The following is a 15,615-nucleotide window of genomic DNA, read 5'->3' as shown; positions in this document are numbered from 1 at the left end:
CTTTACTCCATTTGTTTTCTTCGATTGAGGAGTTCTTGCAACTCATCAAGGGCAATGTCTGTATTTCCCACATGGGAATGCTCACGAATGGCTCGTGCAGCATGCTGGTTTTCTTTTTTTAGCAATTCTCGATCCCGACTGACCAGTAATTCCTCTACTTCATGAGTAGCAACCTCCTCTGGCAAGCGTTCTTCCAGGACCCGGTACCAGGCCTGTTGGGCACTATCACTGACTTGGGATAAATCAAAGCTGGAAATCTCACCATTCTTCTTCAAGAGCTGAAAGAGTTCCTCCAAATCAGGCGTCGCAAAGGCAAAATCCTCTCTCAGCCGAAATTCGTTGAGAATGTAGGGATGTTCAGCCATCCGATAGAGCAGGTGATTTTCTGTCCGAACCAGGCTAGTCACTCGCGGAACAACCTGCAGGCCCGGCAATTTTTTTGCCTCAGAAAAGGACTGTTGGGCCTGCTGACTGCGTTGCTGGCGGTGCGTGAGGCGAACGTTGTTGACCGCCTGCTCCACCTGACCATAGTCAAAATCAGACAAGAGGTCTGCTACCTTGTAGATATAGGAATTCTGGGCCGTAATAGACTGAACCTTGGCAATGATAGGGGCAATTTTTTCCACAAAATCAATCTGCATCTGCAAATTATCAGGATTATCCGGCTTGAGATAGTTGATTAAAAACTCAACCGCACTAATGCGCGATTTGGTCAAAACCTGCTCAAGAGCCACCTCAGAGTTCTTCTGCAAAAACTCATCGGGGTCCATATTATCTGGCAGACTGACAATCTCCACTTGGAAATCCTGCAATTCGTCCAAAGCCTTAATGGTAGCAGCCTGTCCCGCCTTATCACCATCATAGGTCAGGACAATCTTCTTACAATACTTAGACAGGTGGGTCACGTGCTCACTGGTCAAAGCCGTTCCCATAGAGGCTACAGCATTCTCAATTCCTGCACGATGGGCCGCAATAACATCCAGAAAGCCCTCCATCAGATAGACCTCGTGCTGTTTCTTGATGACAGCTTTTGCCCTATCCAAATGATATAGTTCGTAACTTTTATTGAAAATTGCAGTGCTACGCGAATTTTTGTACTTGGACAGCTGCTTATTCTCCCGGTCCATCTCTGTCCAGACACGACCAGAAAAGGCAATAACCCGACCGTATTCGTCGGTCAAGGGGAAAATAATTCTACCGTGGAAGGAATCATAGATTCTATTATGGTCACCAGGATGGAAAAGACCCGATTGCAAGAGGGCCCCTTCCTCAAACTGGCTGGACAATTTTTGATAGAGGATATTTTGCTGGTCAGGGGCCAGGCCTATTTGAAAGGTTTTGATGACTTCATCTGTCAGGCCACGCTGGTGGAGATAGTTTCTCGCTTCCTCTCCCATCTTGGTCGTCATGAGCAAGGCATGATAAAACTTAGCCACCTCAGTGTGAATATCGTATAGAACCTGGTTGGGATTGGCAACTTTCTCAGCCCGCTGAAATTGCGGACTGGTTTCTAGGACAATTCCCGCCTTTTGAGCGACAATCTGTACCGCATCCCCAAAGGTCACGCCCTGGATTTCCTCGATAAACTTGAAGACATCCCCTGACTTTCCGCAGCCGAAACAATGATAGAATTGCTTGTCCTCCACCACATTGAAGGAAGGAGTTTTCTCACCGTGGAAGGGACAAAGTCCCAGAAAATTGCGTCCAGCCTTGGTCAGGGCAACCGACTCACCGATAATATCAACAATATTGACAGCCTGTTTAATATCATTGATTTTTTCTTTTGATACCATCGGTCACCTCCTTACAAATACAGAGAATACACACATTTTAACATTCTATATTGTATAACAAATTTCTAGAAATGTAAAATGTTCGAGACATATTACTTGAATGTAGCGTTACAATAGATGTGAGACTTCTAGAAGTCAAAAAGAAGATTCCCTGATATGATAAGAGTACCACCACTCATCAAAAAGGAATCTTCTCATGACTAGTATATCACAAAATCTTCGCTATTTACCACATACTCTAGAAACACGCTACCACGCTGTTAAAACCTACCAAAATGGTGCCTCTGTCGCCTTCATCTGTCGACGTTACAAAGTTTCAAAAGCCTCTCTCATGCGCTGGAATAAGCGATTTGATGGAACTAAAGAATCGTTGAAAAATCGATCCCATCGACCTCTAACACCTCACCCAAAGGCTCAAACCGAGCAAGAGCTAACATGGATTAAAAACTGCATCAAAAGAAATCCAAACGCAACCCTCATCGAAATTTTTTACAAGCTCAAAACGAATAAGGGATATGATAGACACCCTTGCTCACTCTTTCGAATCTTGAGAAAACTGGACTTCTTCAAATCCCCTAAAACAAAGAAAAAACCTTATGTCCCAAAACCATATGACACGCCGACTAAACTCGGTATCAAGTGGCAGATGGATGTCAAATACGTCCCGACTCACTGCTACACAGGAAAACTACCTGACAAATTCTACCAGTATACCGTCATTGATGAGGCCAGTCGAGAACGCTTTATATTCCCTTTCAAAGAGCAGTCGTCCCACTCAACGGTTCAATTTCTCAAAATGGCTATTAAACACTTTGGATACAAACCAAAAATCCTCCAAACGGATAATGGCTTTGAGTTCACTCATTTCAAAGAAACCAAACAAGTTCACCCACTAGACTTATTTTGTCAGGAACTGGGCATTGAGCACAAGCTGATTCGTCCTCGAACACCCAGACATAATGGTAAGGTTGAACGCAGTCATCGAAATGACAATCGACGTTTCTATCAGCACTTGACCTTCTATTCCTATGACGATCTGATCAAGCAGATGAAAACCTATCTTTATCGTTCTAATCGGCTCCCTATGCAAACTTTAGGATGGAAATCTCCTATCGATATCAGAAAAGCTTTACTAGGAGCTAGCTCCTAGTAAAGCTTAACAAATGGATAGCTTCAAAATAACATTTTAGGTCTCACATCATTGACAAAGGTACATAGCCTCGGTCATCACCAATAACATAATATCCTAAGATTAGTCAACCAAGACAACCTCCAAACGCTCACCTCCAAACAAAATGAGGTAGGTTTCAATGGTTTTAATAGAATAAGCTTGTTTTAGGGCTTGTTCATACAGTGCCATTTGGTCGCGGTAGCGGTCAACGATGACCTCTTTGTCCTGATACTTATCTGTTTTATAATCAAATAAAATAGCGCTATCTCCCAAGAGGAGGTAACCATCTATAATCCCACGAATCACAAAAGATTCACCACTGGCCACATCATCTGTTAACATCGCAAAAGGCGCTTCACGATGAAGTTGCTCGCGATGAGTTAACAACTCTTGTCCCAAGTGGGTTTCAAAGAATGCCTCAATTTTGCGGACTGGCATTTTGTCTAAAATGTCACGCCTATCCGTCATCTGATGTAGCGCCTGTAAGATCCGATTAGTCGTTACTCTTTGGGTCAAGTCCAAGCGCTGCATGAGATGATGTAGGGCAGAACCTAGTTCCGCAGAACTTAGTGGCCTATCAGCTGCAAAATCTGGCAGTTGAAAATCCGGTAAGACCTTTTCTGTCGAAGCCGAACTCACAGCAGTCAACTCAACACTTTCCTGGTCGAACAACTTAGCTTTCTTAAGCTGACTAGGCGTTCTTAAGCTAGGCAATTCTATACCCGCAGCATGTAAATCGTTATAAGCTTGAACTTGTTTCAGATTGTCGAGAGCCTTGACAATGTCTTCAGATTGCCGATTAGACCGTAGGTCTTCTAAATCAAGAGTCGTTTCCTCTGACATCTGTGGAACTGCCACCGTGTCATAAACCACGTCAATAACTTGTGAAAAAGCTTGAGGATAGGCTTTGTATAAGCTTAGAAGCCAGTCTTGGAAAGAACGTCCCTTCTCGCGTAACCCTAGAGGTAATACAGGCTCTTGGTAATCACTAGAACTGATGTGATCTGTTTTTTGAGCAGTCCCCACCAAGTACAATTGCTTAACTGCCCGAGTCATAGCAACATATAGGAGTCTCATTTCCTCTGAAAGACTAGCCTTCAAGATCAGATCTCTGTTCGTTTGAAAAGGCAATGTTTCGATACTCACCTTGAGAGGAAGTCCAGAGAGCTGAGTCAAACGCTCATCATTAGTAAGATCAGCTTGGTAAAGCATACCTACTCCCTGCTTGGGATGAGCAATTGCTTTGGTATGAGAGACCTCTTTGAGATTAAATTTTTGGTCTAAGTTGAGCACAAAAACATAATCAAATTCCAAGCCCTTACTCTTGTGAATGGTCATCAAGCGCACAGCATTTTTAGGGAGGGCTACCACGACATCAGCCAAATCATGGTCATGTTCTAAAATATGATCAATCTTGGCAATGAATCGCGTCAGACCACGATAACCATTTTGTTCATAATGATGAGCGCGCAGTGCCAAACTGTAAAGATTCGCTTGCCTCTGCAAACCATTAGGCAAGGCCCCAACATAATCTAGATAGAAGCGCTCATTGTATATTTTCCAAATTAACTCATGGATCAAGTGTGTTCTAGCATAGTCGCGCCAAGAATTGAGGCAATTTAAAAACTGGTCTAATTTTTGAAAAAGACCCGCTGAAATAAGTTCAGGGTGATCGCCAGTTTTTTGGTGAGCCTGCAAGACTTTCTGGTAGAAATCACTCATCCGGTTCTTTTGGATTTGAACAGCGATCCGAGCTAGATCATCTTCATCAAAGGCAAACATAGGAGATTTTAGAAGCGAGACCAGCGCATAATCATTCAAGGGATTATTAATCGTGCGCAAGGTTTCTAGCATAATCATAACTTCTGTTGATTTCAGATAATTCATCACACCATCATCAGCCACCAAGGGAATACCTGCTTCTGAAAAACGCTTCAAAATACTTGTATTTCGCGTTCGTGAGGGAACCAATAAGGCTACACTAGAGAAATCAAAGTCTGCATCCGCAGCTTTCAAAGCCATTATTTCGCGAATAACCAGATCGATCTGACCTGCTGAAAGTTCCGTTTCTGGGGTGTCTTCTGAACTGGTGACATCCTCTTGTGCATCCTGCGAAGAGTCATAAATTAAAAAGCGTGTCTTGAGTTCAGGAGATGCTACTTGTTTTTTAGGATCTCCTGCTACAAGTTCTTGACTGGCATCATAATGGATCTCACCAAGGTCTGGATCCATCAAATGGCTAAACACCATATTGACACTTGCTACAACCTCTTGATGGCTACGAAAGTTTTCTTTTAAAACAATCAATTTCCCAGCTTGAGGGTCTGATTGGTAAAGGGTAAACTTATCCAAAAAGATCATGGGATCAGCCTGCCTAAAGCGATAAATTGATTGCTTCACATCACCCACCATAAAACGATTATACCCATTGGCTAAGAGCTCCATCAAACGTTCTTGAATAGGACTATTGTCTTGATATTCATCAACCATGACTTCAACATACTGCTCTTGAAAGGCTTGTCGGACAGTGTCATGCTCTTCTAAAATCCTAATCGCCACATGTGCAATGTCTGAAAATTCAAGACTAGCTTCCTGAACTTTCAAAGCAAAATAATGCTCACTAAAATCCCCTAGAAAGGCCACCAGCACCTCTAATAAGGAAATAGCTTTAGGCTGTTCATCATAGATAATGCTAATCATCGCATAAAGTCGCTGAAAGCTTTGAATGTTGGGAAACTGGCTTTCCCACTCTTTTTTCGTAAAGAAACGGTCAAAATGCTGATGGAGGGACTCCTCTAATGATACAAATTGCGTTTCAAAATCTTCAGGAGATACCTGACTCACATCGTCTAACATCTCCTGTAAGCAAGTATCTATCTGACCAAATAAGGTATCTAATTGGCGCTCAATGACTGTGATATCACTGGGGATAATATCATCTTCTGTCAAATCTGAAAAACGGTAGTGGTTTAAAAAATGATCCAGTTGATAGGTTTTTAGATGTGTTGCTGCAAAACCAATTTGATCAAAAAGGTCAACGAATTTTGTCATCTCACCTTGGTGTAACAACTTCAATAAGGAAACTTTTTGACCAGCCAAGGTCTGTACTTGACTTGAAACCTTGTCTAGTTTTCCTGCTTTGGTCAGACTAGGTGGACGATTGAGTAAAGCCTCTATATTAGCCTCTATTGCTAGTAGCGTATCAGCACTAACCTGTGATGGATCCACAGCAATATTTTTATAGCGCTCCAGCAGAGTCATCGCTTCAACGTAGTCACTTTTAGCACCAAGTACAGTCGCCTTAAAAGCGATCTGTGTTAAAACTTCGTATGCCAATGCCATCTGTCTTTGTCCCAAGGCCACTTTTAGCTGACTTAATACCGTTTGATAATAGAGTCGTGCTTGCTCAAGGTCGCCAGCAACAGTTTCTAAGGCATTCTTGGGATAGTAACTTCTAGCTTCATAAGCAGAGCGGTTAATAAAGACATCTCTTAACCATTTTTGAGGATCATCTGTGGCTTGCAAAAAGGCATAGAGCTGATAGACCACGTCACGAAAAGCGCGGTTTGATTTAGCGCGTCCCGTCAGGTTTTTCACCAAGTCATTAAAGACCGTTTGATGATGAGAACTTGTCCGATACCTTTCAAATAAATCGTCAAAAACCTTATCCTTGAGCATCACTTGCTCCGTCTCATCTTGCAAGATTGAAAACCGTGGTGAAATTCCTAGTAAGTACCCATATCGCGTCACCAATTTTTGCGTAAAAGCATCCATCGTCCCAATATCTGCTGTCTGAATTTGAGACAATTGCAAGGTTAAATGAGCTTGTAGAACCTGATTATCGGTGCTAGCCAGAACATTTTGCAGTTTGTTTTCAAGCCGCTCTTTTAACTCTGTCGCCGCCTTAACGGTAAATGTTGAGATGAAAAGCTGATCTACATTGATCCCTCGCATTATCATATCAACAATGCGCTCAACCATAACAAAGGTCTTACCAGAACCAGCGGAAGCAGATACTAAGATATTTTGACCATGACTATAGATGGCTTCAATTTGCTCAGGTGTTCTGCGCTGAACACCCTGAGGAAGCTCCTGCTCCTTTTCTTGTAGAGCCAAGACATCTTCCGGTTTTAAATAGGGCTTAAACACGGAAATCACCTCCATTTTCATTCACTGTCTCTTGAATTTTGTTCATTATTAGCTGCCGCTTTTGAGAAGGATTTGCGGTCAGTGTCTCCAACCGTCGAGATTGTCCTAAATGTAGATCTGCTTCAAATCCCGTTAGAGCATTCAGCTGCTCTCCGGATACTGTCTTGCCATCTCTTGTGTAAGGATTTATAGCAAACTCCCCACGTAAAATGGCTTCTGCTGCTTGCTGGTACTGCCATTTGACATAAGCGATTAGAGTTGCCAATTCGGCTTCATCATAAACCACTGCTTGACGGTTCCGACTGTACTTATAATCTTGTTGTGGAAGAAAGTCTAAAAATTCTTCACGAAATAAACCATCATAACGCAACTCTTCCTTAATTTTTTGAGGAAGTTTACCAAATGCCGAAAGTTCTTTTAAGGTCACCGAAGGTTCTTGCATCTGCAAGTACATAGCTCCAAAATAATCCAAACGAGGAAACAAGGTGTTGCCTTGTCGGTCTTTACCTTCTTGTAAGGCGAGGAGATAGGTCATCAATTGTGGGCTCAAACCATTGTAAAAATCGTCTAATCTAAAGCGCTGATGACTCGATTTGTAATCAATGACGCCATAGGCAACCGGCTGATCTCCTGTATAAAGTTGATCCACACGATCAATAATCCCTGTGACGACGATCTCACGATTCTTTAAGGCATGACTAGAACCCGCTAAGGACAATTGAAAAGGGGCTTCCTGTCTGCTCACACGGATATGATCATTGTGCCCAAACAGTGATCCTGTTGCACGAGCGATTCCTTCTAGAAGTTCCCGCGAATAGAGGCTGCCTTGATCTTTCGTATAAATGGCGTTAAAAGTAGGATCTTCCCGCGTCTCCCTAAGCGCTGCTTCTAATTTATCATCAAAAGAGCCTACTTCCTGGTTAGCCAGAGCGCGTTCGAACACCTTATGTAAAAAGTTACCATGACTTCTCGCATCTGGATGGATACTTTCTTGTTGTTGAAGCCCTAAGACCTTCTCAACAAAATAGAGATACTGATTATTGTAGAAACGCGCCAAGCTAGATGCAGACAAGGAGACTGGCTTTTCAGGAGGAAAGAGGACCTCTAAAACATCCTGTGACAAAGGTCGAGAGGACACCTCTTTCGAAATGGCAGTTCGCTTAATACCGTTAGTAGCAAGCTCTTTACTAATCACGCGCCCGAGAACACTCCAGTAAGTCACCTCCTCAGGTGAGAGGCGATCTAACAATTGCGAACGATTAAGCACCACCAAGCGAGCGAGCACTTCCTTATAAGATCCGAGATCGTCGGGCTCAATCGTTTGAAGAGACCTTTGTTTTTTTGTCAGAGGTAGTCCCAACTGTTCAACAAGACGCTTCAAATAAGGAGAAACAGTATCTTGACTCTCACCGATCAACTGAGGATAAGACAGAACCAAGCCTTTTTCAGCCGCATTGAGAAGAGAGATGGCAACAAAATGGTTCTTTTTAAGGTTATCGCTTGTTACAATCTCTAAACGCCCCGTACTCGTTGTTCTTTCATTAATGATATGACGGTCAGCATCGGACAGAAGGCTATTGTTTTGGACAATTTTAGGAAAATGGGCCTGTGTCAACCCAATCGCATAAACATAGGGACTGGAGTGAGGAGCAATCAAATCATAGGAACGCACCTTGACGACATTTACGGTTGCTGGAATTGTACGGTAGTGACTACTTTTCAGGCCATCTGATAAGAGGGTGATCAATTCTGGTATAGACATCTCATGTTTGTTAAAGATGCGCCTTGCCTGCTCTAATAAACTGACAAAGCTCTTCCAAACTTGCTCGTGTTGCTCTAGTTCTTGAACAGTAGTATCTCTGACCAAATGTTTAAAATTGGACACCAAATCAATGTCACCAAAGAAAGTCATTAGTGCGCCAAAGAGATCACGATCATCTTGGTCTGTCATTAGTTTGAGAAGTGGGCTAATGATCTGCTTTCGTATCTGATTTAATCGCGCCAAATCATATTTAGCTACTTCTATTGTCTCACCATTAGCCTCTCTAAGGCGCTGATGGCTGTTGTGTTTGAAAGGCTTCTGAAAGTGTTTCCCTGAAACATCTGCAAAATGACAATAGTCTTCAAAGACATCCACGTCCCGCTGAGAAAACATGCCAAAAAGACCAGATTTGATCAAGTTTAAAACATCATCTCGCTGAAAATAGTAGGTCACAACACGTTCCAAAGTCATCAAAAAATGCGCTAATGGGTGATTAACCATGGCTTCTGAGCGTCCCCAGTAAAAGGGAATGTCAAATTGTGCAAAGATACGCGCTAAAGGTAGTTGATAGGAGGACTCGTCACCTAATAACAGAAGAAAATCTTTGTAATCAGCTCCTTCTTCTCTCATTTTGCGACGAATGTCCCTAGCAACGGCTTCAATCTCATTTTTCTGATTGGGTGCTTCCCAGATCTGTAGAGCCTCTTTCTCTGCCTTTGTCCAGGCCGGGTGCTTGTCTTCTGCCAAAAAGGTGTACGACTGCTCAAAGGCCGTAGAAACCCTTGAAAATAGCGTGTCTTTTGCGCCACCTAGGGGACTAGGTTTAACACCATATTGTACAGCTAAATCTCTTAAAAAAGAAACAGAGGCTTCGTACACATTTCCCGACAGCATATGTGCTTGATAGGCCTTCTCACTAGCATAAGTTCCAATGATGATATCGGCAGCTTTGGGGTGTAAGTGCTCGATGAGACGTTCTTCTTCTTCAGAAAAACGCGTGAACCCATCAATGATAAAAACCACATCTTTGAGTTGATCATCTAAGGCATCACCTGACAAAGACCGTAAGAAAAATTGTAACTTACTGTCTGATGCCAACTCTTCCTTATCCAGCTCTCCCAAGAAAGCCCCTAAAATCATTTTTAGCTCTGAGACTTTGTCTAATGGAGAATTTTTATCAACCAAAACATCAAGATCATCAAGGCTTAGTTGGCTATTAGCTAATTCTTTGTATAGATCCAGAAGTTGCTCAATAAATCCCGGATCATTTTGAATACGCCCAAAGACAGGTAGCTTTTGATCAGGTAATTGTCGTAGGACACGATACAAGAGCATACTAAGCCCCGAATCATCCAGGGCTTCACCTTCCCCTTTTTTAGGTAGGATAAAATAATTAGGGATTTGACCAAAGCGCGTGACCAACATCTGAAAAGTCGCTTTTTGAGGTAGGTACTCTAAAACCTTCCGTTCTTTTTCAAAAGACAGCGAGTTGGGGGCAATATAAAAGACTCGCTTTCCCTCAGTTATATATTGGTTAGCTTTTTGTGTGAGTAATTCAGTCAAATCAGTTGAAATCGGAGTATAAAATAATTGCATCATGTCTCCTAAATTAGTAATCTGCTCTCATTATAACAAAAATTCCTGGTATTTCATGGCGGAAAGAGAGCTATTTAGACAGACTTTTGATACAATGACAGTAGATGAAAAAGTAAAGGATAAGCAGTATGAAAATTGATAATTTACGTAAAAGTAAAAATATTGATGATCGACGAGGTCAGCCATCTTATGGAACCAGTCGTGGATCCGTAGGAGGGGGCGCCCTCCTATCCATTCTCTTCTCAAGAGGATCTTGGAAAAGTAAGCTCCTAATGATCTTTCTCCTTGTCCTACTCGGAGGTGGTGGTACCCTTTCTGGGATCTTTACAGGTGGTAATAGTCAGTCTTATCAGTCCAATCAAATCACCAAACAAAAGGACACCACTGTTAGCGATGCAGATGCAGAGTTTGTGAGTAAGGTTTTAGGATCTACAGAAGATTACTGGAATCAACAGTTTCAAGCAGAAGGTTACGGAAACTACACAGAACCAGAGCTTGTTTTCTATACTGATCAGACAACAACTGCCTGCGGTGTTGGGCAAGCCTCATCTGGTCCTTTCTACTGCCCAGCTGATGAAAAAGTCTATTTAGACCTCACTTTTTATGATGAACTTTCTAATCGTTACGGTGCAGCAGGTGATTTTGCTTTGGCTTATGTTATCGCTCACGAGGTTGGTCACCACGTTCAAAACGAACTAGGCACCATGACCGAGTACAATAAGACTCGCCAAGGATTGTCAAAAGCTGAGGCCAACCAATTAAACGTTCGCTTGGAGTTACAGGCCGACTATTATGCGGGTGCCTGGGCTAACTATGTCAAAGGTGAAGGATTACTTGAGCAAGGAGATGTCCAAGAAGCCATGCAAGCCGCGCATGCCGTTGGAGATGATACACTACAAGAGCAAGCCTACGGTCGTGCCGTCCCAGACAGCTTTACGCACGGAACCTCCGAACAACGCCAACGTTGGTTTGATAAGGGGTACCAATATGGTAATATCAAAAACGGTAACACTTTCTCTGGCGCTTACGGCGACTTATAAGAAACCAAATATTCCTCAATTAACCACTCAAACACAAAAAAGCAAGACCAAAAGGAGAAACTTTCCCGATTCGGTCTTGCTCTTTTTATTATGATACTGCACATGTCCTAGCAACCATTTCTATCCACAATCAGTCTAAGGTCTGATGCCAAATACACCTTCTCCTGATATGATTGATACAAATTAACCCCTATTTTGTAGAACAAGAGGTCTCTTCATGCTAAAAACAGGTTTCCCACTTTCAAACCGACAAATGATCCAAATAATCAGTATTCTTGGCATTCTTGTCAGCTTGATCACCCTCTTTTACGTCAAAACACATTCACAACTTTTTGTTGTCGGTGGCCCTTTTCAGTCCTTCATTAGCCAAATGGGTCTGTTCGGACCTTTGATATTTATCCTACTACAGGTCATCCAAGTGATTTATCCTGTGATCCCTGGAGGGATGACATGCGTTCTTGGCCATGCTATCTTTGGACCTGTTTATGGCTTCATCTATAATGTGATCGGTATTTGTTCAGGATCTCTATTGAGCTTTTACCTCTCAAGACATTATGGCGAAAGCTTCGTCAAATCTTTTGTATCCGACCAAATCTATCAGAAATATATGGCTAAACTAAACCACGGACGTCACTTTGAGTACTTTCTCATAGCTGCCTTTGTCCTACCTGGCTTCCCCGATGATTTTTTATGTATGGTCGCAGGACTCAGCAAGATATCCTTTAAACGCTTCTTCTGGATAACACTTTTAGCCAAACCCGCTACCCTTTACCTCTACACACTCATCAGCTATGAAAGCATGTTATTTATTAACAACACCTTTTTATAATATCCATCAGCTTTTAGTCTCTTAGCGAACTGCATCCCCTTATGTAGGGTAGGATACTAGCGAGGTAGTCATTGCGACCCCTTTTCCATTATCCCCCCACCGAACCGGACATGATACTTTCGCATCATCCGGCTCTCCAGTAATTTCATTTCATAAACGTGTATTTATTGAACCATTATGTATCGCATGGTGACAATCCCGACAGGTCACTAGCGTTTTTCGACGTCTTGCTGACATGACTTCTTTCCACTTTGGAACTAATTTCCCATTGTGTTTGTTCAAGTCTGCTAATTTTCTGATATGATGTACCTCTATGTTCTCCTCACTTCCACATAGCTCACACTTATTTGCGAGTAATCGCTTGATAAGCTCTGTTCGACCACCATAAACTTGATACGGAGCATCTTCTATTACAGTTTTCTTTTTATAAGAAAGTGAAATGCCACCCCACGTTGCAACTAGAGGAGGTTTATCTTCTCGAGGCACAACTACCTGTAAACACGGCACAGTTCGGCCATTCGTGCTAGTTGTGGTAGTCTTATATTTAGCTAACATTTTATTAATGGATGACTTATGTTTAAATGCTAATGTTTTAAGGAGTGATGTTTCCATATACCAATAGACTTTTGAGAACCATGACAAATTTTGTGCCAATATATAATATTGAACCAGCCCTCTATATTCTTGTTGGTAAGTTTGAACGATACTAAAGTCATCATCCTGCAATAAGTTATTACGATGAATAGCTTTACCATTTTTCATGTATTGGCGGCATTTGCTTTCAATAACTGATGCAGGTACAAATAATGCGATAACACCATTGGCACTCCGTCTCCCTTTGTTATCAATATAATCATTGACACGTTGTGCTTTTATCTCATATCCCAGAAATTTAGCTGATTCTCCAGTCGCATGGGTAATCAAAGTCTTTTCTTGAGAAAGTTCCAAAGATAACTTAGTATTTAAAAAGTCTCCAATTTGCTTCTTTATAGCCTTTGCCTCAGCTTTTGAACCTGTAAAGCCTAGAATAAAGTCATCCGCATACCGAACATATCTTAATCTCCGATAGCTGGTATCATAAGTATCAACTGAAGGGAGATTTCTTCTCTCAACAATTAACTGATGAGCTTTTTTATAATCTCCTTTATCCTGATAGCATTTAATTCTTCTACTCAAACGATTATAGGCTGAGTTTGCTTTCTGCTTTTTACCTCTTGTATATTGAGGTATCAGTTCTTCACCGACCCACTTATCAAATTGATGTAAATAGATATTAGCTAATAAAGGACTAATAACTCCACCTTGCGGTGTTCCACTAATAGTCTTGTGAAACTTCCAATCATCAAGATATCCTGCCTCAAGCATATTTTTGATAAGCCTAATAAACCGACCATCCTGAATTTGTCTAGACAACATAGTGATTAATACATCGTGGTCAATCGTGTCAAAATAACTAGAGATATCTCCTTCTATGAACCAACGTGTCCCTTTCCAAGTCTGAATTTCTTGTAAAGCTGTATGACACCCTCTTTTGGTCTAAAACCATGAGAATGTTCACTAAATTGTGGCTAATAATAGGCTTCTAATATCATGCGAATCACTTCCTGAAGAAGTTTATCACTCCATACTGGTATTCCCAAAGGACGGTGTTTTCCATTCTTTTTAGGAATGTACTCTCTCCTAGCTGGTCTCCAGTAATAGGTTTCTCGTCTTAATTGTTCAATAATCCTATCTATTTTTTGAATAGACATACCATCAATCGTTTCCTCTGTAACACCCTTTGTCATTGCTCCGTTATTCGGGTATAACTTTGCATAGGCTATTAGATACAATTCACGATTAAATAGTAATTTATAAACCCTTTCAAGTGGTTTATCTTGTTTTCCACGTTCATGAATGACTGTTAAAATAGTTTTGGCTGTACGCATCTCACGCACCTAATCCTTTCTAACTAATCGAAATTACCTGTCACCCTTCGCCATGTACAAGGTTTTCCCTTGCTCAAACTACTACGGTGACTCCGTTACCATAAGGGTCTCCCCTCTTAGGCAATCCTGCTATTCGTTAAAAATGTACGTTCTAGTAACCCTTAGGTTCCTCACTCATTCCTTTATTCATACTTATCGTATGCTCTTTTACTGTAGAAAGTTATTCGTCCAAAATCACAACAACGAATATACAGTAACATCGGTCTCAGTTACTTTCCGATGGGCGATGCTTTGCACCTAGTCAGAATTGATGTTCAAGCAGTTTAGCCTTAACCATAGGTTACGGAACTTGCGGCACATCAAAGCGTTGTAACTCACTCCTTATCCGCTTTACTAACATGCTATTGTCCCCTTTGGGTTTCCCCGCTAGGTTAGTTAGTTGTTCCTATTATTTACTTTCAATAATATCCCTCTGCGAGGGAGATACATTTTTACGCTTAACAGCGCACGATTTTTAGTATATAATCCCAAAACTCCTAGAAAGGATAAACTCTTTTCAGGAGTTTTTACTTGTCCAAAAATAAAAAGCTTAAAACAAGAATTTCTAATGAACCCTTGCTTTAAGCTAATTTTATCAGCCGCTTTTGAGGATAGTGAGTTGACAAACTCTATGGAGGCCTATCCATCAATTTAATGGCATTACTTAATCAACAAGTAACCACCAGTTGGGCTGACTTTTTGATCTTTAGTCAAGCGCATTTGCAAGAAGCCGAGAGCTTCCATTTCACGCGCACGTTTCAAATCACCAACATCCACAGAATCAAGTCCAGTGGAAGCAATAATGTCTGTCAATACTTTCTTAGCATCGTCATGGTCAGAGGCCATGTGAACGACTGGTATATGTCCCTCACCCACATTTTTAGTTTGGAGCATCATGGCTGATGAGGTGTTGAAGGCTTTGATAACCTTGGTATCTGGCAACTCTTCAGCGATTTGCTCTGCTGATGAGGTACCAGCTGGAACTACCAACTCGTCCCAAGTCTCAAAGTTAACAGGATTTGAAATATCAATCAAAATCTTACCAACAAAATGCTCTTTATTTTCCTCAATCAAACCAGCAATGGCATCATATCTAACCGCAAGAAGAACAATGTCTGCCACTTTGCGACCTTGCAACCCTTCTAAGTCAATGTAGTCAATCGTATGACCACCAGATTCCAATAAGCCTCCAATGGTTTGACCCATTTTACCTTTACCAAAAATTGTAATATTAGCCATAATCATTGCCACCTTTCTAAAATTAGCTAGTAAAATATCACTAGTTATTACTATATTGTTATAGTACTC

The 15,615-nt window shown here is 41.6% G+C and carries 7 protein-coding genes and 1 pseudogene; 3 read left to right on the top strand and 5 right to left on the bottom strand.

What is annotated here, in order from left to right:
• Positions 1 to 2: 2 nt before the first annotated feature.
• Entirely contained in the window at positions 3 to 1,793 is a 1,791-nt protein-coding gene (dnaG, locus tag AB1F57_RS05725) for a DNA primase (RefSeq protein ID WP_170239347.1), read from the bottom strand.
• Positions 1,794 to 1,989: 196 nt separating this feature from the next.
• Here dnaG and AB1F57_RS05720 point away from each other — a divergent pair, with 196 nt between their 5' ends.
• Positions 1,990 to 2,943, top strand: a complete 954-nt coding sequence (locus tag AB1F57_RS05720; RefSeq protein WP_367986254.1) for a DDE-type integrase/transposase/recombinase — start codon at positions 1,990 to 1,992, stop codon at positions 2,941 to 2,943.
• A gap of 102 nt (positions 2,944 to 3,045) precedes the next feature.
• Here AB1F57_RS05720 and addA read toward each other — a convergent pair whose 3' ends face one another.
• Positions 3,046 to 7,134: a helicase-exonuclease AddAB subunit AddA gene (addA, locus tag AB1F57_RS05715; RefSeq protein ID WP_167786404.1), complete on the bottom strand. Its 4,089-nt coding sequence runs from the start codon at positions 7,132 to 7,134 to the stop codon at positions 3,046 to 3,048.
• Complete coding sequence (gene rexB / locus AB1F57_RS05710) at positions 7,106 to 10,474, bottom strand: ATP-dependent nuclease subunit B (protein ID WP_245170009.1); 3,369 nt, start codon at positions 10,472 to 10,474, stop codon at positions 7,106 to 7,108. The genes addA and rexB overlap by 29 nt, the downstream gene beginning before the upstream one ends.
• A gap of 125 nt (positions 10,475 to 10,599) precedes the next feature.
• Between rexB and AB1F57_RS05705 the strand changes: the two genes are divergently transcribed.
• Together AB1F57_RS05705 and AB1F57_RS05700 are read left to right on the top strand one after the other, a co-directional pair.
• The gene (locus AB1F57_RS05705) at positions 10,600 to 11,511 is read left to right on the top strand and encodes a neutral zinc metallopeptidase (RefSeq protein ID WP_167786403.1); all 912 of its coding nucleotides are present in this window, start codon (positions 10,600 to 10,602) and stop codon (positions 11,509 to 11,511) included.
• Between the two features lie 217 nt (positions 11,512 to 11,728).
• Positions 11,729 to 12,340: a TVP38/TMEM64 family protein gene (locus tag AB1F57_RS05700; protein ID WP_167786402.1), complete on the top strand. Its 612-nt coding sequence runs from the start codon at positions 11,729 to 11,731 to the stop codon at positions 12,338 to 12,340.
• Between the two features lie 150 nt (positions 12,341 to 12,490).
• Here the strand turns inward: AB1F57_RS05700 and AB1F57_RS05695 are convergent.
• Positions 12,491 to 14,268: pseudogene (locus AB1F57_RS05695) on the bottom strand (reverse transcriptase domain-containing protein).
• 699 nt (positions 14,269 to 14,967) lie between these two features.
• Positions 14,968 to 15,546, bottom strand: coding sequence for an NADPH-dependent F420 reductase (locus AB1F57_RS05690; protein ID WP_167786401.1), 579 nt, complete (start codon positions 15,544 to 15,546; stop codon positions 14,968 to 14,970).
• Between the last annotated feature and the right edge of the window lie 69 nt (positions 15,547 to 15,615).

The sequence above is a fragment of the Streptococcus nasisuis genome (assembly GCF_040836615.1).
Taxonomy (GTDB): Bacteria; Bacillota; Bacilli; order Lactobacillales; family Streptococcaceae; genus Streptococcus; species Streptococcus suis_V.
The sequence above is the reverse complement of the archived record's forward strand: the minus strand, read 5'-3'. Positions and strand labels throughout refer to the sequence as shown.